Raw genomic sequence first — 21,844 nt, 5'->3', positions numbered from 1 at the left:
GGATTGTGCGGGTTTAAGACAATGCCTTCTCAAGTGGCAAATTGTCATATCCCAGCGCATCCGCGACCGCCTGATAGGTGATCTTGCCGTTATGAACATTAAGGCCTGCTGCCAGATGCGGATCATCTTTGCAGGCCTGCTTCCATCCCTTGTTGGCCAGCGCCAGGGCAAAGGGCAGGGTGGCGTTGTTCAGCGCAAAGGTTGATGTGCGTGCAACTGCACCGGGCATATTGGCAACGCAGTAATGCACCACGTCATCAACGATATAGGTTGGATCGGCATGGGTGGTGGCTTTGGATGTTTCAAAACATCCGCCCTGATCGATCGCGACGTCAACAATCACCGAACCCGGCTTCATTTTTGCAAGCTGTTCGCGGCGGATCAGTTTCGGGGCTGCTGCACCGGGAATAAGAACCGCACCGACCACCATATCGGCATCAAAGACAAGCGCCTCTGTGTCGTCGATGGTGGCATATTGGGTTTTGATGCGCGGACCAAATACATCATCGATATAGGTCAGGCGTTTGACGTTTTTATCAAGAATGGTGACATCTGCCCCCATGCCCGCGGCATTGGTGCCAACAACACCGCCGCCAATCACCACAACCTTGGCCGGTGCAACGCCCGGCACACCGCCGAGCAACATGCCCCGTCCGCCATTGGCCTTTTGCAGGGCGGCTGCACCCACCTGCGGGGCCATGCGTCCTGCGACTTCCGACATCGGTGCCAAAAGTGGCAACCCGCCATTTCGATCGGTTACGGTTTCATAGGCAATCGCCGTGACACCGGACTTGATCAGGCCCGCGGTCTGATCCGGATCTGGCGCCAGATGCAAATAGGTGAACAGCAACTGTCCTTCGCGCAGCTGTTCATATTCGACTTTTTGCGGTTCCTTGACCTTGATGACCATTTCGGCGGTGGCAAAGATCTCGGCGGCGGTACCGACAATTTCCGCACCGGCGGCGACATAATCCTCGTCGCTGCAACCGATACCGGCGCCGGCCATGGTTTCGATCTTGACCGCATGGCCATGGGCGGTCAGTTCGCGGACTGAACTTGGCGTCAGTCCGACACGGTATTCGTGGTTTTTGATTTCCTTTGGAACACCAATCAGCATTTCGTTTTCTCCCGACGAAATAGGTGGCAATCGGGGTGTCTCACGGGATCGACCGGGGACGCCCGGGCGTTTTGCGCCCATTTTGTTATTGTTTGTGAATGATACCCTAAAAATAGGGCAATTAATCTTCATTTCTAGGGGGCGTTGGTGGTATCATTGCTAGATAATTTAAAAGAATGACCAAAATCTCGGAGGATTATTCAAATGCAGATGGATGAACGTGATCGCATGATCCTGCGTCTGTTGCAAAAAGACGGACGTATCAGCAATGCGGATCTGGCCGAAAAGGTAAACCTGTCCGCATCGGCCTGCCTGCGGCGCGTGCGCCTGCTTGAAGAAGCCGGTTTCATCGACCATTACACCATGCTTCTCAATCCGGCCCGTATTGGCAAACCGGGCAATGCGTTCGTCAATATCGCCATCACCCGCCAGACCCGCGAAGCCCTGGAAACCTTTGAAAAGGAAGTCCAGAAGGTGCCCGAGGTCGTCGAATGCTATCTTCTGGCCGGGCAAAGCGATTATCTGGTGCATGTCGTTTATAGTGACACCGCTGATTATGAACGCATCCACAGCGAAGTCCTGACCCAGCTTCCCGGTGTCGAACGTGTCCAGACGGTCATTACCCTTCGCGAAGTCAAACGCACAACCGAATTGCCGGTGTGATCGGTTGCGGTACCGGGCGGGAATAACGACTCGCCCAAAAACTGTACAGATTCGCGGAAAATGTTCAGAATTGCCAAGGTCGGTTGATTTACATGACTGCAATTCATCTAGTGGAAGAAGCTTTGCACAAGCAAAATCCCTGCTATTTCAAGGCGTCATCAAAATTGTCAATTTATTCTGGTTCCACGGTTTGACTTTTAGGTGAATTACAATGCAATAATATGCGCGGGGAAAAACGCTGGGGGAAGTTAACCAACATGGAACAAGAGAATCTTGTTCGTGCGCGTAGCCACGAACAGAAACTGAAGCGCCGTGCAGATATTCTGGATGCTGCACGCGAGCTGTATCTGGAAGGCGATGGAACGTTGCCATCGGCTGCCGAGGTCGCCCGCAAGGCCAATCTGGCAAAAGGGACCCTCTATCTTTATTTCTCAAGCAAAGAAGCACTCTTCCTTGAAGTGCTGCGCCATTTCCAGAAAGGCTGGTTTGAGAACAATCTTGATGTCATCGATCAGGAAGCACTGCGACGGCCCGAGGAACGGGATTCAACCCGTGTGGCGCGCGAATTTGTGCAGTATCTCGTGAAAAACGAAAAGTTCCTGTATCTGGCGTCCTTGTCACAAGGTGTGCTGGAATCGGGATCGGACGATGAAATGGTCGTCGGCCATCGCCGTTTTCTGGCATCAATGGTCAAACGTACCGCCGATGCCCTGGCCGAGCTTTACGAAATCACCCCGGACGATGCCAGCAAGCTGATGCGGTCATCCTATGCGCTGGTGATTGGCCTTTGGCAGATGTCGCAGTTGCCTGATCGCGTCAAAAAGCTGATGGAACAGAATGCGCTGACCAATCTGATCATTGATTTCGAAGAAGCTGCCGAAGAAGCTGTCGTGTCTTACTGGCAGGTGGCGGCACCTGGCATGAAATGCCGTGAAATGATGCGCCGTGCCGCATCTGGCGAGTGCTAGCGCCGCGCACAGTGCGACGCTGACCGGACAGATCATATAAATCGGATCATAATGCAAAACAGCGCCGGAAGTGCTTCCGGCGCTGTTTTTGTTTGTAGCTTTGCAGGGCCTGATGATCAGGTGGTCTCGGCACCGCCATTGGCGGCCCGGTTGCGCAGGCGTTCTGATCGCAGGATCAGGATGCTGGCAATCACAATCAGGATCGATACCGCCAGGATAATCAGCGTCGCAAGCGCGTTGATTTCCGGCGATACACCCAGACGCACCGATGAAAATACCTTCATCGGAAGGGTGGTCGAACCCGGCCCTGCGACAAAGCTTGCAATCACAAGATCATCAAGCGACAGCGTAAAGGACAGAAGCCACCCGGCCATCAATGCCGGAAGGATCATCGGAAGGGTAATCACGAAAAAGATCTTGCCCGGTTTGGCGCCAAGATCCATCGCCGCTTCCTCAACCGAAATGTCCATGCCTGACAGGCGCGATTGCACGACCACCGCGACATAGGCCGCACAGAATGTCGTATGCGCAATCGTGATGGTCGAAAGCCCGCGTCCGGCCGGCCAGCCAATCATCTGTTCAAGGGTCACAAACAACAGCAAAAGTGACAGACCGGTTATGACTTCGGGCATGACAAGCGGGGCGGCGATCATGCCTGAAAACAGGGTCCGGCCCTTGAACCGGCCAAAGCGCGACATGACAAGCCCGGCCGGTGTGCCAAGTGCCAGCGCAAGCGTTGCCGACATCACCCCGATCCGCAGGCTGTTCCAGGCGGCATCGATCATGCCGTCATTGTTAAACAGCGACACATACCATTTGGTCGAAAACCCGGCCCAGACGGTAACCAGCTTGCCTTCGTTAAACGAATACACAATGACCAGCAGGATCGGCACATACAAAAACGCAAAGCCGAAAACCAAAGCCGAAATCAGGAAGGTTGAACGTTTCCCACTCATTGTTCACGTTCCTCCTGCTTGGTCTGGATATGCTGGAACCACATGATCGGCACCACAAGGAAGATCAGCATCGCAATCGCCACCGCCGATGCAATCGGCCAGTCACGGTTGGCAAAGAATTCATTCCAAAGCGTGCGCCCGATCATAAGCGTGTTCGGACCGCCCAGAAGTTCCGGAATAACGAATTCGCCAACAGCTGGAATAAACACCAGAAGCGATCCCGCCAGAATACCGGGCAGGGACAGCGGCAAGGTCACCTTCACAAAGGCCTGCCACGGTTTGCAGCCAAGATCCATCGCCGCTTCGATCAGGCTGATATCCATTTTCTCAAGCGTCGAATAAAGCGGCAGGATCATGAATGGCAGATAGGTATAAACAATGCCGACATAAACCGCGAACTCGGTCTGACGCATGATCAGCGGTTCGGTAATGATCCCGGTCCACATCAGGAATGCATTGATCAGACCTTCGCGGTCCAGAATGCCGATCCAGGCATAAACACGGATCAGAAAGCTGGTCCAGAACGGCAGGATCACCAGCATCAAAAGAACACTGCGCATCGATCCGCGGGCGCGTGCAATCCCGTAGGCCATCGGATAACCGATCAAAAGGGTAATGATCGTGGAAATGGCGGCAATCCGGATCGAATTAAGATAGGCCGTGGCATACAGGCTGTCAGATAGCAGGAACAGATAGTTCCCGAAATTAAGCGTGATCGTGACGCCTTCATCAATCCATGCAAACAGGGCGCTATAAGGCGGCTGTGCATATTCCGCCATTGAAAAACTGATCTTCAGAACGATCAGAAACGGCACAAGGAAGAACAGGAAAAGCCAGAAATAAGGGATCCCGATCACCAGTACCCGGCCATGCTTGATCATCCAGCGGTCAAATTTTTGCTTGATGGTTAGCTTGTCACTGCTCATTTGTTCAGAACCGAAGCAGCCCCGGCCTCCCACGATACCCACACGCTGTCTTCCCACGTATAGCGCGGTTCGATCTGGCGGGTGGAATTGGGCTCGGTGACCTTGATGCGTTTGCCGGTTTCAAGGCGCACGTGATAGGTCGAAATACCACCAAGATAACCGATCTCTTCGACCTTGCCCGACAGGCAGTTATATTTGGTATCTTCCGGCGCATCCTTGGTCAGACGCAGGCGTTCCGGGCGCAGTGCAACCCAGAAAGTCATGCCTTCATGGCCCTGAACGGCGTGATCGATATAGATATCGCAATTGGCCTCGTCCGATTTGATGATCGCGTATTTTTCATCATCATCAACCAGAACGCCTTCGATCAGATTGACTTGGCCCAGGAAGTTCGCGGTATAGCGGCTGTTGGGATATTCATACAGCTCGAACGGGGTGCCGATCTGATTGATCACGCCTTCATTCATCACCGCGATACGTGATGCCATGGTCATGGCCTCTTCCTGGTCATGGGTCACCATGACAAAGGTCGTGCCGACTTTTTCCTGAATATTGACCAGTTCGAACTGGGTCTGTTCGCGCAGCTTCTTATCAAGCGCACCCAGTGGCTCATCAAGCAAAAGCACCTTCGGGCGCTTGACCAGTGACCGTGCAAGGGCGACACGCTGACGCTGACCACCGGAAAGCTGATGGGGTTTGCGTTTGGCAAATTTGGTCATTTGCACAAGGGCAAGCATATCAGCAACCTGTTCCTTGATCTCGGCGCGCGAAACGCCGTCCTGAACAAGGCCGAACGCCACATTCTGTTCAACACTCATATGCGGAAACAAGGCATAGGACTGGAACATCATATTGGTCGGGCGTTCATAGGCCGGGACGCCGGCCATATCGACACCATCAATGAAAATCTTGCCCGATGTGGGTTCTTCAAATCCGGCAAGCATGCGCAGAAGCGTCGTTTTCCCGCAGCCCGAACCGCCCAGAAGGGCGAAAAGCTCGTGGCGATAAATATCAAGGGAAACGTCATCGACAGCGTAAAAGTCGCCGAATTTTTTGGTCACATTCTCGAAGCGGATATAGGGAACCGCATCTGGATTGTTCCAAGGTTGCGTCTTATGCACGTCCTCATGCGCGCGATCCAAAACCGCCTCAGGCACCAGCATTCTCCCCTTTTTCAGTGTCATGATGAACCGATTTGACCAGACGACAGTCCCTGATGATCTGCTGCGCAAGTTTTTGATTATTGCGTCGGCGCCGGGTGTCGGTTCGCTCTGATAACAGGATGAAGCAATTCTACAATCTGTAAAGAGGGGTGTGCGATATTTTGAACAACAAATATGATTTGCCGCCCAAAACGGCAGAAAATGGCCTTTGGGTGTTCAGAAAATGTGCATTCTTCGACCGCTGAGGATGGTGCGCGGACGGGCGGGGATTGTGTGACTGTCTTCACAGCTTTGCGAGTCACAGCCATGCCGGGGTGCGGGAGGTGGTCGGCACTGGGCGTCTGGCACTTGATGTCGCCGATAAGAAAAGGGCGCGATGAAAATCGCGCCCTTTGATGGTTCGAATGTTTTGTTGTCCGATCATCAGGGGATGATCGCAACGACAGTCTTACTGACCGGTTTTAAGCTTGGTCCAAAGACGGGTACGGGTACGCAGTTCGCGCGAACCCGGTTCGACCTTCGAACGCAGACGTTCTTTGACTTCCTGCGGCGGGTAGATGCCCGGATCGTTCAGGAGTTCCTCGTCAACCAGTTCCATTGCCGCCAGGTTCGGGGTGGCATAGGCAACATAGTTGGCAATGTCGGCTTCAACGTCGGCACGCAGCACATAATCGATGAATTTGTGTGCCAGTTCCGCATTCGGCGCATCGGCCGGAATCATCATGGCATCAAACCAGATCAGGGTGCCTTCCTTGGGGATGACATACTTGATCTCGTTGCCGTTGCCGGCTTCTTCGGCGCGAAGGGCCGCCATGCCAACGTCACCCGACCAGCCAACAGAAACACAGGTGTTCCCGTTTGCAAGATCGTTGATGTATTGCGAGCTGTGGAAATAGGTCACGTAAGGACGGATTTTTTCCAGTTCGGCAATCGCGGTTTCAATCGATTCTGCGGACGGTGCGCCGTCTTCCATATTTCCGAGATAGAAGTTGACCAGCGGCACAACCTCGCCCGGATCATCCAGAAGGCTCAGACCGCATTTCGACAGCGGCTCGGCATATTTCGGATCGAAAATCAGCGACCAGCTATCGACCGGTGCGTCGTCGCCAAGGACTTCCTTGACCTTCTCGACGTTATAGCCATAGCCGTTCGTACCCCAGAAATACGGAACGGCAAATTTGTTGTCCGGGTCGTATTTGGCCTGCTGTTTCAGGATGACCGGATCAAGATTGCCATAGTTGGACAATTTCGATTTGTCGATTTCCTGGAAGATACCGGCCTTGATCAGGCGTTCGGCATCGGCAAGGGTCGGGACAACAATGTCATACCCGGAATTGCCTGCCAGCAGCTTTGCTTCGACAACCTGGTTGCTGTCATAGACGTCGTAGTTAACCTTGATGCCGGTTTCTTTTTCGAAATTGGCAATGGTTTCTTCGCCGATATAATCCGACCAGTTATAGATGTTCAGAACATCTTCGGCCTGCGCCGCGCCGGCAAGGCCAACGGATGCAAGCACAACAAGGCTTGAAGATTTAAGAAGAGATTTCATTTCGCTGAGCCTCCCATGTGGCAGCGTTTGAAAAGTTTGGGCGTCCTGTTGTTTCATTCCCCCAGGACAAGAGGACACGTCCAATATCCTTCGAATGCATCAGGATATTGTCAAACACAAGATGGAAAATTGTGCATTTTTCGCATCAAGTGAAAATTTGGGCATTCGAGAAGCAATAATCTTGCGCCGGGTTCAGGATCCCGGCGCAAAATTCGATCTGTGATTTTAAACGTTGAGCAACAGGTGCTCGCGTTCCCAGGCGCTGATCACGGTCTGATAGGCATCCCATTCCGCTTCCTTCACCGCCAGAACCGCGGCCGAGAATTCCTCGCCCAGAAGTTCTTTCAGCGGCTTGCAACGCTGGAATTTCGCCAGTGCCTCGTGGATATGACGGGGCAGGGAATGCGCCCGGTCATAGCCCGACCCTTCGATCGGTGACGTCGGTTCGACTTCTTCAAGAATACCCAGAAGGCCACAGGCAAGGGACGCTGCCACCGCAAGATACGGGTTGGCATCGGCACCCGGAATGCGGTTTTCGATCCGGCGTGCGGCTGCCGGGCCATTGGGCTGACGCAGGCCGACCGTTCGGTTATCAAGCGACCAGTGCATGTTGATCGGGGCATCCGACCAGGGCTGCAAACGGCGATAACTGTTCAGATTCGGAGCCAGAAGCGGCATGGCCGCAGGCAGATAACGCTGCAAGCCGCCAATATAGTTCAGGAACATCTTGGAGTTTTCGCCGTCATCATCGGCAAACAGGTTCTTGCCGGTATTGATATCGACAAGACTCTGGTGAATATGCATGGCACTGCCCGGATGGTTGCCCATCGGTTTGGCCATGAAGGTACCATAGACTCCATGCTTGAGTGCGGTTTCGCGCAGCGTGCGCTTGAACAGGAACGACTGGTCGGCCAGTTCAAGCGGTTCACCATGGTTAAAGTTCATTTCAAGCTGGGCGGGACCGGATTCGTGGCTCATGGTATCGGCATCGATATCCATGGCTTCGCAATAGTCATAAAGATCTTCGATCAACGGGTCGAACTCGTTGATCGCATCAATGCCAAACGCGTTCGATGCACGTTCCGGGCGGCCGGAACGGCCAATCGGCGGTTCAAGCGGGTTGTCCGGATCGGTGTTTTTCGCCACCAGATAAAATTCAAGTTCCGGGGCAATGACGGGTTTCATCCCGCGTTCTTCAAATGCCTTGAGAACACGTTTGAGAACCCCGCGCGGCGAGGTCGAAACTTCCTCGCCAGAGAAGTGATAGCAATCGCAGATGATCTGGGCAGTCGGCTCCTCGTACCACGGCACGACGCGGATGGTTTCCGGATCGGGAACCATGACGACGTCTTTTTCCGCCGGGTCAAGGAATGCATCGGTTTCTTCCGGATAGCCGCCGGTTACAGTCAGGCAGAAAATCGCCTCCGGGATGGCAAGGCTTTTGGCTTCCAGACCGCGCAGAAACTTCTGCGTCGGCAGAACCTTGCCCCGGGCCACCCCTGACATGTCCGGTACAATGCATTCGACTTCTTCGATTTTTCGCTCAGATAGCCACTTCTTGAGATCGGTGCTCATATGTAGTCGGGCGCTTTCACGCCAGTCCTTCAAAATTGCATTTTCTTGCGTTTTTCGGGCCATTCCCGACAAATTTCACAAGAAAGAATGTTGGTCTTCGAAGAGTTTTGTATTTTATTTTGTTATTGTTTTGGTTTTTCGAATTATAGTCGAAATATCGGTGTGATCGTCGAAGATATCAATTCATATCTCTGGAACGACCCCACCATATTGCGGTATAACTGCTCCAGATTATAAGGGCAGCGCTTGGACGCTGGTCAAGGAGGTATTATGAAAATCGAACATCCCTATCTTATGTTTCTTGGTGACGCGCCGGATGAACTGGCTGCAAAAACCGCAATCGGCATCAAGCAGTGGCGCCCGGAATGGTGCGTCGGTCAGCTCAGCCTGCCAGGCTGTCAGGCTGATCTCGGTCTGCAGGAAATGACGATCGCCGAAGCAAAGGCCGCTGGCGTCAAAACCCTGGTTCTTGGTGTTGCCAACCGTGGCGGCATTATCGGCCCGGCATGGATGGAAACCCTGCTTGCCGCAATTGATGCCGGCATGGATATCGCCAACGGTCTTCATACCCGTCTTTCGACGATTCCCGAGCTGGTCGAAGCTGCTGCTGCCAAAGGTGTAAAGCTGTTTGACGTTCGCCACTTCGATGGCAAGGTCCCGGTCGGCAACGGCGAAAAACGTTCCGGCAAGCGCGTGCTGGCAGTTGGTACCGACTGCTCGGTTGGTAAAATGTACACCACTCTTGCCATTGATGCCGAAATGAAAAAACGCGGCATGAAGTCCGACTTCCGCGCAACTGGCCAGACCGGCATCTTTATCGCCGGCGAAGGCATTTCGGTTGATGCGGTGATTTCCGACTTCATCTCCGGTGCGGTTGAAACCATTGCGCCGGCCAATGATGCCGATCACTGGGACGTTATCGAAGGGCAGGGCAGCCTGTTCCACGCTTCGTTCTCGGGTGTGACCATGGGCCTGATCCACGGCTCCCAGCCCGATGCGCTGGTTGTCTGCCATGAACCGACCCGTGCGCACATGCGTGGTCTTCCGGGCTACAAGCTTCCGGATCTCAAGACCTGCATGGATGTCAATCTGATGCATGCCAAACTGACCAACCCGAACTGTGTGGTTGTCGGTTTTGCCATCAACACCAAGGCGCTTGACGATGCCGCCGCGACCAAGCTTCTGGCCGATATCGAGGCCGAATTCGGTCTTCCGGCTGTTGACCCGGTCCGCACCGGCGTTGCGTCGATCGTCGACAAGCTTCAGGAGATTTAAGTTGCCTCAACTCACTGTGATTTCCGAAGTCTTCCCCCTTGCACAGGTTTTCAAAATCTCGCGCGGGGCCCGGACCGAGGCACATGTGGTCAAGGTGACCCTGACGGACGGCACCCATACGGGCTATGGGGAATGCGTTCCCTATGCCCGTTACGGGGAAACGGTCGACGGTGTCATTGCTGATATCAATGCACAGGCCGATGCCCTGTCGCGCGGCATGACCCGCAAGGAGCTTCAGGATGCCATGAAGGCCGGCGCGGCACGCAATGCCGTTGATTGCGCCTATTGGGATCTCGAAGCCAAGCGGTTCGGTCGTCGTGTCTGGGAAATGATCGGGCATAAGGCACCGGAAGGTCTGGTAACGGCCGAAACGCTCAGCATCGATACCCCTGACAACATGCGCGAAGCAGCACGCAAAATTGCCCATGCGCCGTTGTTGAAGGTCAAGCTGAACGGGGAAAATGTTCTCGAATCCGTGCGTGCGGTTCGCGAAGGTGCCCCGACGGCCCGCATCATTGTCGATGCCAACGAAGCCTGGTCACTTGATCTGCTCGAAGATATCGGTGCCGAACTTGACGGGCTGGGAGTCGAAATGATCGAACAGCCGCTTCCTGCCGGTCAGGATGATGGTCTGATCGATATCGATTGCCCGGTTCTGCTATGTGCCGATGAGTCAGTTCATACGGTGGCAGACATTCCGCGTCTGGCCAATCTCTATGACATGATCAATATCAAGCTCGACAAGACCGGCGGCCTTACCGGCGCGCTCGAACTTGCCGAAGCTGCCTCCAAGGCAGGCATGCAACTTATGACCGGCTGTATGGTCGGGACATCGCTTGCAATGGCACCGGCCATGATCATCGGCGCAATGTCGCGCATTGTTGATCTTGATGGTCCGATCTGGATGGCAAAGGATCGCGACCACGCCCTGACCTTCAAGAACGGGGTGATGGGGCTTCCCGATCGCGCCCTTTGGGGCTGATGCTGATGCACGCAGGTCGGTGATCTGTGTGCATCCTGTCATCTGACTGATATGTTTCAAAAGGCCGCCCCGGCATTCGGGTGCGGCCTTTTTCTTTTGCGCAATATGACCGCAGGTCGAATTGCCTTTGCTGCCATTTTGAAAAAAGTTTCAGTTTTTTTAAAGCGATTCCAAAATTGAAACTTGAATAATTATCTTTTTTATCAATATGTTGCGCCACGGTTCTCGACGGTGTTGCAAAGATCGCTATGTCGTTTGGATACGACCACCTCTAATGGATAGTTGTATCTTTGGTTAAATAAGGGAACCATGATGGTCACATTCGGGGACAGGTAGGTCCCTGAAATTATTGAAGGTGGAGCTGTTCTGCGTGCTATCTGATCTCTTCAGAGATAGTAGGCGCACTGCCGGGTCTTTGCGGTGTTGCTATCGTGACTTCCTCTATACGCCAAGACATGCGGAATTATTGCATCTGCGGCGTAAGGAAACGATTCTGCTATCGGCGCGTTTCGCCGCCTTCTTTGTGTTGGTGCTGATGCTGGCTGTCCCGTTCTGGGATGGTTCTCTTTCGATTGATATGTGGTCCTCACAGGTCTTTGTGATGCGGCTGCTGGTGTCCGGGGTGGCCTTGGCCGTCATCACCAACCGGGCGGTCAGTGCGCGCTTGCGTCGGCATTTTCCCTATTTGCCGATGTTGATGCTGATTGTTGCGGTCTGTCTGCTGACGGTATTTTGCGGCAATGATCTTCAGGCGACCGAACGCATGCATACCGCGCACAGTTTCCTGATGCTGGGGCTGGTGGTGATGATTGCGATCATGCCCGTGACCCTGGTCGAAGCAGTCATGTTGTGTGTGCCGATTCTTGGGCTTCTGGTGGTCGGGGGCTATATCGACCTTGCCACCGGCATGATCCCGCTTGAATTGCTGTTGATGGTGCTGCTGCCGCTTGCGGTCTTTTCGGCACTGGTACAGCTCTATCGCACGATTGTCGCGGCCCAGGAAATCGCCATTGATCCTTTGACCGGCTGTTACACCCGTGCCTTTGGCATGGAAATGATCAAGGTCAGCTTTGATGGTGCCCTGCGCAAAAAGGTGCCCTATACGGTGGCCTTTATCGATCTTGATGATTTCAAACAGATCAATGACCGCTACGGGCATGACTATGGCGATCGCATTCTGGGCGAGGTCGGTGAAAATCTGGTTGCCCGGTTCCGGCGTTCCGATCTTGTCGTGCGCTGGGGTGGGGAGGAATTCCTGGTCCTGTTGCCCGAACTCGATCGCGCCCGCGCCGCCGAGGTCCTTGACCGTGTCATGGCACCCGGATTGGCTGCGCTTGAAAATGGTCAGGTCCAAAAAGCCAGCGTCGGTCTGTCCGAACGGATCGAAGATGCAATCGCCTTGCCGCAAAACCTGATCGAACTGGCCGACCGCCGCATGTATGAAGCCAAAAAACGCCGCGATCATGATGACATGATTGCAAACGGGTTGTCCGGGCGCCGTCACCCGACCCGCAAGCCTGCCGGCGCACCCTGCAGCGCCAATGTCCAGTCGGTTGACCGTACCCTGAATTGATCGGGCTCATCCTGTATGCCCTTTGCCTGCATCGGGTAAAGGACGGCGGCGGTACGTGCTCCTGTTCTTCACCTGACAATTTGCATCGGAAGCACCGCAGCTCCTTAAGTCCATGTCCGGGACTGTCTCTCTCTCTCTCTCTCTCTCTCTCTCTCTGCGCTTCACACCACGGGCCATGCTTCTGGCGCTTAACGTCAGATGCCTGTTTGTCGGCGGTCTCTCGGACGCTTGGCGCTTGGGCTTGGTGCCGAAGCATCTGAGCGCCAGCACCGGTCATCCAGTACCGGTTGCTCGGCGTGGGCCATCCAGCACGCTGCACTCAGCTAAAGCACCCGATATCCGAAGCTCTCATAACCACTTCCGATTTACGACGGCCTTTGCGCGGTGGTTCAAGCTGGCTGTGCACGTTCGCAAGCTTTGGCGGTGTTGGTGCATTGTTGGTTGCCCATGGCGGTGTTTTGCGGGCATGCCATCAAATCGCGGGTTTTTATTTTCTTTTGTGATCGACTTTAATCCCCGGTATTGGGGGAAAGAGTTCTGATGTTTTCGACGCTTGCGTGCAGCTCTCGGGCTTTCGGTCTGTGTTTGACGGGCGAAACGCCGTTTGATGTGCTTGTCCCGGGTGGTTTTCTTGCTTTCAGGGGTGATTTTCCCGAATCACCCGAACCGGGCAGGGGGATTTCGGGCGATTGATGCGATGGATTCGCATCGATTCTTTTTCCAGATTCGAAAATCCGCTTTTCTTTGATGATCAAAAAATAGCCTCTCACGTCGGAAATTCAGACCGATTGGCGGGCATTGTCATAAAATTGTGATGAAAAAATATGCATCGATATTTTTGACGAAAAAATAGTCAAAAAGCTATTGCGTCCTCCCCGTCAAATGGGTAATCTCCATTTGTGCGCTGCGGTAGGACGCAGTGCATTCCGGCGAGCGACTTGTCGCTCGTTTCTTGGACGTTTCCTCCCTAGACTTGGGCCGCTGTCACAGGCGGCCTTCTTTTTTGCCTGAATTCAGCCATTTAGGTTGATTTCGGCTGTCTCAATAATCCTGTTGATATACGGTTTGAATTTTTGCGCGGATTTTTGTGCGTTGCAAATCAACCAGGCCGCGCCAGTATGCGCGGGGCTGATATTTTGGGGCACGATTGCCCTAATGGCTGCAATCGGTTCGGCTGACCCGGAATGTATTGAGATGCTTTTGACTGGTGACGTAGTTCTCGACAAATACGGCACCGGCATTCACCAGTAGTGCTATTTTCGGATCGCTGCATAAATAGGCCGCGATCTGATCATGGGAGTCTGCGGTAAAGGCAAAGGCGGGATCATAAACGATATAGGTCCGCTGAAGCTCGTTCCTGGCAGCTTTGATCATGACCAGGTCAACCGTTTCCCCCGTTGTGATCGGCAGCATCGGCTGAAGGTCGTTTGCGATCTTGCCAAGCTTCGCACTGAGCTGTTGCTGATCATTGATCGTAAAGGCGGATGTTTTGAAATTGAATGACGTATAGGCACCCAGCATAATGATCGCCAGTCCGATCATGATGCCTTTGCCGCCAGACAGCAGGGATGCCGAGCCGGATCTTATGATGCCTGGCCTTGTCCGACCGCTTTTCAAAAGCAGATAAAGATTGAGAACCGGGATAAATCCCAGAATGGCCAGTTGCTTCTGCCCGCCGATATCAAGCGCCCGGGCAACAGAAAGGCGGCCAAGGACAAAGCCCGCCACCATGGCGACAAGCAGCGGATATACCGTGATCACCCAGTAAAGATTATGCTCGATCGCGGGCGTGGTGAAAACATAGGCGACCCCGGAAAGCGCAATGGCAAATCCCAGAAGCGACAGTCTGACAAAATACTGTGTTCGCGTGATCGATACGTTGTTTCTGCGCGACATCGCGCCAAGCAATCCGGCAGCGGCAAACATGCAGAAATTCACCGCACGGGCAGCCTGATCGGGCAGGCCGGCATAGCTGGTCGCAAGATCGTTCAGCATCTTATCGCTCTTTCCCCCGATTGCGGATCACGCGTCGGAGAATAAGAGCGTTTCAGGCCCCGCGGAACTAGCTGCAAGAGTAGGTTTTGCAGTTTATTTTAGAAAAATCGAATAATAAGTGTGTCGGGCTTGATGTATTCCCGGATCAGGGGCTTGATTCCGGAATTATTTCTCGCGCGAGGGGTTGTTTTGCGGGGTTGTCCCATCGCCATCGCCAAGGCCGCGCTGCATGATGACGCTATCGACCCAGCGGCCCAGCTTGAACCCGGCCGACTGAAGGGTTCCGGCAACCCTAAAGCCAAGCCGCGCATGAAGCCCGATCGATGCCACATTGGCACTATCGCCAATCACGGCTACCATCTGGCGGTAACCAAGGGCGGTACACCGTTTGATCAGCTCCGAAAGCAGGGCACGCCCCGCACCCTTGCCGACAACATCGGGCGCGATATAGATCGTGTCTTCGACCGTAAAGCGATAGGCCGGGCGCGTTCTGTATGATCCGGCATAGGCAAAGCCTTCGACCCGGCCGTCAAGTTCGGCGACAAGATAGGGTAGGCCGCGTTCGCGCACATGCTGCCAGCGTGATGTCAGCTCGGCAATTTCGGGTGCACGTTCTTCAAATGATGCCAGCCCGTGCAGGACATGATGGCCATAGATTTCGGTAATGCGTTCGAAATCTTCGGGTTCGGCATCGCGGATCACCAGATCGTGCAAAACAACGCTGGTCGCAGTATCGGTCATTAAAACGGGTTCCCGTCGAGATCATGGAAGGCCGCAATCAGATTGGTCATCTGGTCACGCAGAATGTCAAAGCCGCGATGCGGGGTGATTGTGGCTTCATCCATGTAAAGCGCGCGTGACAGCTCGATCTGAAGACTGTGCACATGCTCTTCGGGGCGGCCGTAATGGCGCGTGCAATATCCCCCGGCATAGGGGTCATTATGCGCCGGGCCAAAGCCCATATTGCGAAGACAATCATCCACAAACCGCGTCAATGACGGGTGGCATGAACTTCCATAGCAATCGCCAAGCACCAGATCAACGCGGTTTTTCATGCTGTCGGTGGAATCACCGGGCATTGAATGGCAATCAATCAGAATGCAATAGCCGAAACTGTCGCGTGTCTGATCAATCAGTTTCTGCAACGCGCTGTGATAGGGCCGGTAATAGGTATCAATTCGCTCGAATGCTTCTTCGACGGGCAGGCGGCTTTTGTAAATCTCGACCCCGCCGCTGACCACGCGCGGGATCGATCCCAGCCCCGAAAGTGCCCGCATCGAATTGATTTCCGCATCATCGGGCAGGTCGCCTTCGAACATGCGCGGATCAAGTTCCATCGCGGCCCTGTTCACATCGACATAGGCACGCGGAAATGTCGCGCATAAAAGCGGCGCGCCAAGTTTCGGAGCGGCTGTAAACAGCTGATCGACAAAGGCATCTTCCGATGCGCGCAGTTCGAACGATCCGATCCGCGCGCTTTCAATAAGGTCCTGGGGGTACTGGCGTCCTGAATGTGGGGATGCAAACACCACTGGCAATGTTTGCCGTGGTGGCAGGATAACAGTAGCTGGGCCGGTTGAGGTAATTTCCGAAGGCAACTGGTTCATTGTCGTGCGTAACGTCCATCCCTGGTAACAGTGTTCTTCAATATCCCGCGGTCCCCAAAACCATCCTGCACCCGATCAGGTGCAGCAGGCTTCCCTAGCATATGGTAATTGGAGCAGAATTGATGAAGATTTTTTGTCAAAAAACCATTTCTGGGGTTGCACCTTTGTCTGCCTTGGGCTAAATACCGCCTCGCCGACGCAAACGGCACGGACCAATCCTTTCACCCTGATCGGGGCGGTTTTTCAAAAGATGGATTTGCGGGCCTATAGCTCAGTTGGTTAGAGCGTTCGCTTGACATGCGAGAGGTCACAAGTTCGAGTCTTGTTAGGCCCACCATCTTTTACACCCATAGGGGCCTATAGCTCAGTTGGTTAGAGCGTTCGCTTGACATGCGAGAGGTCACAAGTTCGAGTCTTGTTAGGCCCACCATTCCCACCCCGCCGGGTTGCCGCGCGGGGTTTTGTGTTTCTCGGGGGGAGTGTGTTTCTGGCCCGGTCCTCACCGCATTTGCGCGATGCTTTTTCTGAACCGCATGGCACTGAATGCGAAAAAGGCGCTGCCGATCACAAAGACCAAAAGAAATTCCGGCCACACCACATCAATGCCCGCTCCGCGAAACAGGATGGCTTGCGCATATTTCACGAAATGGGTTGATGGCGCGATCTGCATGATGTTCTGAAGGGTTTCGGGCATGCTTTCAAGCGGGGTGGTGCCCCCCGAAAGCATCCGAAGCGGCAGGACGACCAGGATAAACAGCAACCCGAATTGCGGCATGGATCGCGTCATGGTCGCCAGGAAAATGCCAAGGGCAGTGGCAAAGAACAGATAAAGCACCGTGCCGGCCATGAATAACAGCTTAGATCCGATCACCGGCACGCCAAGGATCAGCTCGACCACAAAGGTCAGCGACAGCGTACTGGCAATCAGAATGACAAGCCCATTGGCCCAGACCTTTGCCATCATGATTTCAAACGGATCAAGCGGCATGACCAGAAGGTGTTCGATCGTGCCATGTTCGCGTTCGCGAATAAGGGCCGCCCCCGAAAGAATGATCGACAGCATGGTAATGGCATTGATGATTTCCATGGTCGCGGTAAACCACGAACTGGTCGCATTCTGGTTATAGGCATAGCGCGTGACGATCTGGGCCGTGCTGTCGCCATTGGCCCCGGCATAGGCCGATTTGCCGCCGAGCCAGGTTGATACTTCCCGCGAAATGATATTGCTGACATATCCCTGGCCGATCCCGGCCTGCATCATCGCCGTGGCATCGATATTAAGCTGCACTTCCGGATTGCGCCCGCCAATCAGGTCGCGTTCGAATTGCGGCGGGATCACCAGTACAAAGGTGAATTCACCGCTATCCATTGCCGCATCAAGGTCGCGTTCCTCGATCTGGACCGGGTTCTGGAAAAATGGTGGCAGGAATGAATCACGGATGCGCAGAGAAAGTGCCGATCCGTCCTGATCGGAAATCGCGATCGACGCATGGTTAAGGTCATGGGAAAACCCGGTCGCCGCGTTATAGATCGCAAATGAAAACGCCCAGACAATCAGGATCATCAGAACGATGTCGCGTTTAAGGCTGTAAAGCTCCTTGATGCCAAGCCGATAGATATTGCTGATCCGTCTTGCCAACATCGCTTAGGCCTCCTGCTTTTTCAAAAGCAGCATCGAAATCATGCTGAGTGCCGGGAAGAAGATCGCAAGCTTGATCAGTTCGGGATACAGCTCGGCAAAGCCAAGCGCCTTGGTAAAGGTGCCGACACTGATCGACATGAAATGCGATGTCGGGATGATGGTCGAAAGAACCGCCGGCGCGCCTTCCAGTGATGAAATCGGCTGCATCATTCCTGAAAACATCACCGATGGCACCATGGTAATGATCGCCGTGCCAAACAGGGCGGCAATCTGGGTGCTGGTAAAGGACGAAATCAAAAGACCAAGCCCCGTGGTCGAAATCACAAATAGTGTTGCCCCAAGCAAAAGCGTCAATCCATTGCCGCGCAACGGCACCTCGAACCAGAACAGCGCCATGGCGCTCATCAGGACAAAGTTGATCAAACCAAGCGCGATATAGGGCAACTGTTTACCCAACAGAAACTCAAGCTTTGAAACCGGGGTGACATAAAGATTGGTGATCGATCCCAATTCCTTTTCGCGCACCACGCCCACTGCCATCAGAACGGCCGGAATAAACATCAAAAGCAGGGCAATCACCGATGGCACCATGGCATAGATGCTTTTGAAATCCTGATTGTAGCGATACCGGGTTTCAATCTGGATCGGCAGGGATGATGTCGTGCTGCCATCCTCACGGCGGGCTGTCTCGCTCAGATACCGTTGATGGATGCCTTCGACATAGCCATGAATGGTCTCGGCCCGGAACGGCATGGTGCCGTCAATAAAGGCCCCGATTTCCGGGCTGGCACCCCGGCCGACATCGCGCCCGAAACCGGGCGGGATTTCAATCGCCAGTGAAATGCTGCCCGACAGCAATCGTGCCTCAAGATCGGCATTGCTGATCAGCGGTTCCTGTTCCCGGAAATAGCGCGATCCCGAAAGATTTTCGATATAGGTCCGGCTTTCCGGCGTCTGATCGCGGTCCAGCACCGCATAGGTCAGGTTTTCAACATCAAACGTAATGCCATAGCCAAAGACCGGCATCAGGATCGCCGTCCCGATCAGGGCAAACATCAGCCGGATCGGATCGCGGATCAGCTCCATGGTTTCGCGCAATGAATAGGCCCAAAGTCGACGCGGGCTGAATATCGATGCCTTTGCCGGTTTCCAGTGATCGGGTTGAATGTCATCGCCCGAAATCTGATCCGGGTCCGGTTCGGGGGCAGCTTCCTGTTCGCCGCTGGCCTCGACCAGATAACTGATAAAGGCTTCTTCAAGGGTGTCTGATCCGCGTCCCTTGGTAATCGCGTCCGGGGTGTCGCTGATCAACACCTTGCCGGCATGCATCAGCGATATGCGATCGCACCGCTCCGCCTCATTCATGAAATGGGTGGAAATAAAGATCGTCACACCCTGCTTGCGCGAAAGTTCAACCAGCAATTCCCAGAACCCGTCACGCGCCACCGGATCGACACCCGATGTCGGTTCATCAAGGATCAGGATTTCCGGATCATGAATGATCGCAACCGCCAGCGACAAGCGTTGCCGCACACCAAGCGGAAGGCGCTCTGCCAGATCATGGTGATATTCACCAAGCCCGAACCGCTCGGAAAGCGCGTCAATACGCGGCTTGATCTGATCCTCGGACAGGTGAAACAGCCGCGCATGCAGCTCAAGGTTCTGCATCACGGTCAGTTCGGAATAAAGCGAAAAGGCCTGGCTCATATAGCCAACCTTGCGGCGAAGCTCGATATCCTGTCCGTCGACCGGCTTGCCAAAAAGTTCTGCCGTGCCTTCGGTTGCTGCCAAAAGCCCGGTCAGCATCTTCATGGTCGTGGTTTTGCCGCAACCGTTCGAGCCCAGAAACCCGAAAATCTCGCCTTTTTCGATGCGGAAGCTGACATTGTCCACGGCGGTAAAATCGCCAAATCGCTGGGTCAGGTTTTCGGCAACAATGGCCGGTGTGTCGCCATGACTGGTGCGCGGCGGAATGACCAGTTCATGATGCCCGCTGCGTTCTTCTTCGGGCAAAAGGGCGATAAAGGCCGCTTCAAGGTTATCTGTTCCGGTCCGGCTCAGGATGTCATCGGCACTGCCGGTCGCAAGGATCTTGCCGTCATTCATCGCAATCAGATGGTCAAACCGGGCGGCCTCATCCATATAGGCAGTGGCGACAAGGACCGTCATCTCGCGCCGGGTTTGTCTGATTGCGTCAATCAGTTGCCAGAATTGCCGTCGCGACAGGGGATCAACCCCTGTGGTCGGTTCATCCAAAATCAGGATATCGGGATCATGAATAAGCGCGCAACACAGACCAAGCTTCTGCTTCATCCCGCCCGAAAGCTTTCCGGCGGGCCGTTCGGTAAACGGTGCCAGTCCGGTCGCCTTGGTAAGGGACGCGATCCGCTCGTTGCGTTCTCGCTTGCCCTGACCAAACAACCGGCCAAAGAAATCAAGGTTCTCGCGGATTGTCAGATCCATATAAAGGTTCTTGCCAAGTCCCTGGGGCATATAGGCAATCCGGGGCAGGATATCGTTGCGGTGGGCGCGATCGGCCATTGATCCGCCCAATGTCTCAACCAACCCGTCCTGAACCTTGCGCGCACCCGATATCAGGGCAAGGGCGGTCGATTTCCCCACACCATCCGGCCCGATAAAGCCCACGGTCTGTCCGGTCGGGATTTCCAGATCAATATGATCAAGCGCCGTGACCTTGCCATAGCGGTGGCACACATCTTTAAGCCGCACGGCATGTTCGATGGCATGATAGACACCCTGAACGACGCCCTGACCGACAGCGTGAACGGGCTTTGAGCCGGTATCACTCATTACTTCATGCTCTGGCGAAGGGTGGCGTCATCGGGCACATTTGGCGTGAAGGCATCGGGCCAGTCCTGATGATCGGCCAGCATGATATAGGCCTCACCGGGAAGGCCGGTCTTGACCCGTTTGATATGTTCGGCAAGCAATTCCCGATCAATCCGCACCTTGACCCGGAACATCAGCTTGTCACGTTCGGACCGTGTTTCGACCTCGCGCGGGGTGAATTGCGCGTCATCGGCAACAAACGATACCTTGGCCGGGATCACAAAGCCCGGCGCGGCATCGAGCATGATGCGCGCCTCATTGCCAACAAAGGCCAGACCGGCCTGTCGCGTAGGCAGGAACACATTCATGTAAACATCGCTCAGATCAATCATCGTGATGACCGGCCCGCCACCCGACAAAACCTCGCCCGGTTCGGCAAGGCGATATTGCACTCGCCCATCGCGCGGCGCTTTCAGGACTGAATCATCAATCTGGACCTGAATGCGTCTGAGTTCCGCTTCGGTCGCCTCGACATTGCGCTGCGCACTCACAAGCTTGGCCTGGGCGGCACTAAGGGCTGCTTGTGCGACATCCCGGTCGGCCCGGCGCTGATCGACCTGTTCGCGGGAAATGTTGTTGTTTTTCACCAGCTCATTGGCGCGCGCCAATTGCTGCTGGGCAAAGGAAAGCTCGCTTTGGCGCTGGATGATCAATGCCTCGGCCTCGGCAATGCCCTGTTCGGCACCGGCAACTTCGGCCCGCGCACGCGCCTGACTGGCCATCAGTTCGGCGGTATCCATACGTGCCAGGACCTGACCGGCACTGACCGTATCGCCCTCATCAACCAGAACCTCGTCGACCCGCCCGGCATATTTGGTCGCCACCCGGATTTCTTCGGCTTCAATGCGGCCATTGCCCGATGCGATAAAGTCGGGAAGCTCGGATTGCTGGGATTTCCAATAGGCAAAGCCGCCACCGGCCGCCACGACAATCACCACAAGAACAATCAGCACAGAACGCAGGTTCTTCATTCCATTCTCCGAGAAACGGGGCCAGGACAGGG

General features: G+C 54.5%; 17 protein-coding genes and 2 tRNA genes. 7 read left to right on the top strand and 12 right to left on the bottom strand.

Going from position 1 to position 21,844, the window contains the following annotated elements; translation table 11 throughout:
- Window positions 1-13 precede the first annotated feature (13 nt).
- The gene (gene ald, locus AUQ42_RS05505; RefSeq protein ID WP_068518096.1) at window positions 14-1,117 is read right to left on the bottom strand and encodes an alanine dehydrogenase; all 1,104 of its coding nucleotides are present in this window, start codon (window positions 1,115-1,117) and stop codon (window positions 14-16) included.
- 204 nt (window positions 1,118-1,321) lie between these two features.
- On the opposite strand from ald, the gene AUQ42_RS05500 reads away from it, so the two are divergent.
- Together AUQ42_RS05500 and AUQ42_RS05495 are read left to right on the top strand one after the other, a co-directional pair.
- Complete coding sequence (locus AUQ42_RS05500; RefSeq protein WP_068518095.1) at window positions 1,322-1,780, top strand: Lrp/AsnC family transcriptional regulator; 459 nt, start codon at window positions 1,322-1,324, stop codon at window positions 1,778-1,780.
- Between the two features lie 257 nt (window positions 1,781-2,037).
- Entirely contained in the window at window positions 2,038-2,748 is a 711-nt protein-coding gene (locus tag AUQ42_RS05495) for a TetR family transcriptional regulator (RefSeq protein ID WP_068518094.1), read from the top strand.
- 116 nt (window positions 2,749-2,864) lie between these two features.
- Here the strand turns inward: AUQ42_RS05495 and AUQ42_RS05490 are convergent, their stop codons facing one another.
- From AUQ42_RS05490 to AUQ42_RS05470, 5 genes are all read right to left on the bottom strand, one after another.
- On the bottom strand, window positions 2,865-3,704 hold the full coding sequence (locus AUQ42_RS05490) for an ABC transporter permease subunit (protein WP_068518093.1): 840 nt from the start codon (window positions 3,702-3,704) through the stop codon (window positions 2,865-2,867).
- Entirely contained in the window at window positions 3,701-4,630 is a 930-nt protein-coding gene (locus tag AUQ42_RS05485; protein WP_068518092.1) for an ABC transporter permease subunit, read from the bottom strand. The genes AUQ42_RS05490 and AUQ42_RS05485 overlap by 4 nt, the downstream gene beginning before the upstream one ends.
- Window positions 4,627-5,793: an ABC transporter ATP-binding protein gene (locus AUQ42_RS05480; protein ID WP_068518091.1), complete on the bottom strand. Its 1,167-nt coding sequence runs from the start codon at window positions 5,791-5,793 to the stop codon at window positions 4,627-4,629. Before AUQ42_RS05480 ends, AUQ42_RS05485 begins: the two co-directional genes overlap by 4 nt.
- Window positions 5,794-6,241: 448 nt before the next feature.
- On the bottom strand, window positions 6,242-7,342 hold the full coding sequence (locus AUQ42_RS05475) for a polyamine ABC transporter substrate-binding protein (RefSeq protein WP_068518090.1): 1,101 nt from the start codon (window positions 7,340-7,342) through the stop codon (window positions 6,242-6,244).
- Window positions 7,343-7,567: 225 nt separating this feature from the next.
- Window positions 7,568-8,917, bottom strand: coding sequence for a glutamine synthetase family protein (locus AUQ42_RS05470; protein WP_068518283.1), 1,350 nt, complete (start codon window positions 8,915-8,917; stop codon window positions 7,568-7,570).
- Between the two features lie 270 nt (window positions 8,918-9,187).
- Here AUQ42_RS05470 and dgcN point away from each other — a divergent pair, with 270 nt between their 5' ends.
- The 3 genes from dgcN (at window position 9,188) to AUQ42_RS05455 (ending at window position 12,747) form a co-directional block, all read left to right on the top strand.
- On the top strand, window positions 9,188-10,192 hold the full coding sequence (dgcN, locus tag AUQ42_RS05465; RefSeq protein ID WP_068518089.1) for an N-acetyltransferase DgcN: 1,005 nt from the start codon (window positions 9,188-9,190) through the stop codon (window positions 10,190-10,192).
- Between the two features lies 1 nt (window position 10,193).
- Window positions 10,194-11,174 carry an N-acetyl-D-Glu racemase DgcA gene (dgcA, locus tag AUQ42_RS05460; RefSeq protein WP_068518088.1) on the top strand — a complete coding sequence of 327 codons (981 nt, stop codon included), beginning with the start codon at window positions 10,194-10,196 and terminating at the stop codon, window positions 11,172-11,174.
- Window positions 11,175-11,640: 466 nt separating this feature from the next.
- Complete coding sequence (locus tag AUQ42_RS05455) at window positions 11,641-12,747, top strand: diguanylate cyclase (RefSeq protein WP_231856691.1); 1,107 nt, start codon at window positions 11,641-11,643, stop codon at window positions 12,745-12,747.
- Between the two features lie 1,152 nt (window positions 12,748-13,899).
- Here the strand turns inward: AUQ42_RS05455 and AUQ42_RS05450 are convergent.
- The 3 genes from AUQ42_RS05450 to AUQ42_RS05440 all read right to left on the bottom strand — a co-directional run bounded on the left by AUQ42_RS05450 (window position 13,900) and on the right by AUQ42_RS05440 (window position 16,349).
- Complete coding sequence (locus AUQ42_RS05450; protein ID WP_068518086.1) at window positions 13,900-14,742, bottom strand: hypothetical protein; 843 nt, start codon at window positions 14,740-14,742, stop codon at window positions 13,900-13,902.
- A 165-nt stretch (window positions 14,743-14,907) separates the two neighbouring features.
- Window positions 14,908-15,483, bottom strand: coding sequence for a GNAT family N-acetyltransferase (locus tag AUQ42_RS05445; RefSeq protein ID WP_068518085.1), 576 nt, complete (start codon window positions 15,481-15,483; stop codon window positions 14,908-14,910).
- Window positions 15,483-16,349, bottom strand: coding sequence for an N-formylglutamate amidohydrolase (locus AUQ42_RS05440; protein ID WP_068518084.1), 867 nt, complete (start codon window positions 16,347-16,349; stop codon window positions 15,483-15,485). Before AUQ42_RS05440 ends, AUQ42_RS05445 begins: the two co-directional genes overlap by 1 nt.
- Window positions 16,350-16,609: 260 nt before the next feature.
- Between AUQ42_RS05440 and AUQ42_RS05435 the strand changes: the two genes are divergently transcribed.
- Window positions 16,610-16,686, top strand: a tRNA-Val gene (locus AUQ42_RS05435).
- A 16-nt stretch (window positions 16,687-16,702) separates the two neighbouring features.
- Window positions 16,703-16,779: transfer RNA gene (locus AUQ42_RS05430), tRNA-Val, on the top strand.
- Window positions 16,780-16,848: 69 nt separating this feature from the next.
- Here the strand turns inward: AUQ42_RS05430 and AUQ42_RS05425 are convergent.
- The 3 genes from AUQ42_RS05425 to AUQ42_RS05415 are packed head-to-tail and all read right to left on the bottom strand — an operon-like array spanning window position 16,849 to window position 21,812.
- Window positions 16,849-17,991, bottom strand: coding sequence for an ABC transporter permease (locus tag AUQ42_RS05425; RefSeq protein ID WP_068518083.1), 1,143 nt, complete (start codon window positions 17,989-17,991; stop codon window positions 16,849-16,851).
- 3 nt (window positions 17,992-17,994) lie between these two features.
- Window positions 17,995-20,802, bottom strand: coding sequence for a ribosome-associated ATPase/putative transporter RbbA (gene rbbA, locus AUQ42_RS05420; RefSeq protein WP_082817749.1), 2,808 nt, complete (start codon window positions 20,800-20,802; stop codon window positions 17,995-17,997).
- The gene (locus tag AUQ42_RS05415) at window positions 20,802-21,812 is read right to left on the bottom strand and encodes an HlyD family secretion protein (RefSeq protein WP_068518082.1); all 1,011 of its coding nucleotides are present in this window, start codon (window positions 21,810-21,812) and stop codon (window positions 20,802-20,804) included. The genes rbbA and AUQ42_RS05415 overlap by 1 nt, the downstream gene beginning before the upstream one ends.
- Between the last annotated feature and the right edge of the window lie 32 nt (window positions 21,813-21,844).

This window comes from Thalassospira sp. MCCC 1A02491 (assembly GCF_001613785.1).
GTDB lineage: Bacteria > Pseudomonadota > Alphaproteobacteria > Rhodospirillales > Thalassospiraceae > Thalassospira > Thalassospira povalilytica.
Note: the sequence above shows the minus strand (reverse complement) of the source record. Positions and strands in the feature narration are given on the sequence as shown.

Bases quoted from the DNA above. Each gene is read 5' to 3' on its own strand.
- ald (WP_068518096.1), bottom strand. From the start codon at position 1,117: ATGCTGATTGGTGTTCCAAAGGAAATCAAAAACCACGAATACCGTGTC.
- AUQ42_RS05500 (WP_068518095.1), top strand. From the start codon at position 1,322: ATGCAGATGGATGAACGTGATCGCATGATCCTGCGTCTGTTGCAAAAA.
- AUQ42_RS05495 (WP_068518094.1), top strand. From the start codon at position 2,038: ATGGAACAAGAGAATCTTGTTCGTGCGCGTAGCCACGAACAGAAACTG.
- AUQ42_RS05490 (WP_068518093.1), bottom strand. From the start codon at position 3,704: ATGAGTGGGAAACGTTCAACCTTCCTGATTTCGGCTTTGGTTTTCGGC.
- AUQ42_RS05485 (WP_068518092.1), bottom strand. From the start codon at position 4,630: ATGAGCAGTGACAAGCTAACCATCAAGCAAAAATTTGACCGCTGGATG.
- AUQ42_RS05480 (WP_068518091.1), bottom strand. From the start codon at position 5,793: ATGCTGGTGCCTGAGGCGGTTTTGGATCGCGCGCATGAGGACGTGCAT.
- AUQ42_RS05475 (WP_068518090.1), bottom strand. From the start codon at position 7,342: ATGAAATCTCTTCTTAAATCTTCAAGCCTTGTTGTGCTTGCATCCGTT.
- AUQ42_RS05470 (WP_068518283.1), bottom strand. From the start codon at position 8,917: ATGAGCACCGATCTCAAGAAGTGGCTATCTGAGCGAAAAATCGAAGAA.
- dgcN (WP_068518089.1), top strand. From the start codon at position 9,188: ATGAAAATCGAACATCCCTATCTTATGTTTCTTGGTGACGCGCCGGAT.
- AUQ42_RS05450 (WP_068518086.1), bottom strand. From the start codon at position 14,742: ATGCTGAACGATCTTGCGACCAGCTATGCCGGCCTGCCCGATCAGGCT.
- AUQ42_RS05445 (WP_068518085.1), bottom strand. From the start codon at position 15,483: ATGACCGATACTGCGACCAGCGTTGTTTTGCACGATCTGGTGATCCGC.
- AUQ42_RS05440 (WP_068518084.1), bottom strand. From the start codon at position 16,349: ATGAACCAGTTGCCTTCGGAAATTACCTCAACCGGCCCAGCTACTGTT.
- AUQ42_RS05425 (WP_068518083.1), bottom strand. From the start codon at position 17,991: ATGTTGGCAAGACGGATCAGCAATATCTATCGGCTTGGCATCAAGGAG.
- rbbA (WP_082817749.1), bottom strand. From the start codon at position 20,802: ATGAGTGATACCGGCTCAAAGCCCGTTCACGCTGTCGGTCAGGGCGTC.
- AUQ42_RS05415 (WP_068518082.1), bottom strand. From the start codon at position 21,812: ATGAAGAACCTGCGTTCTGTGCTGATTGTTCTTGTGGTGATTGTCGTG.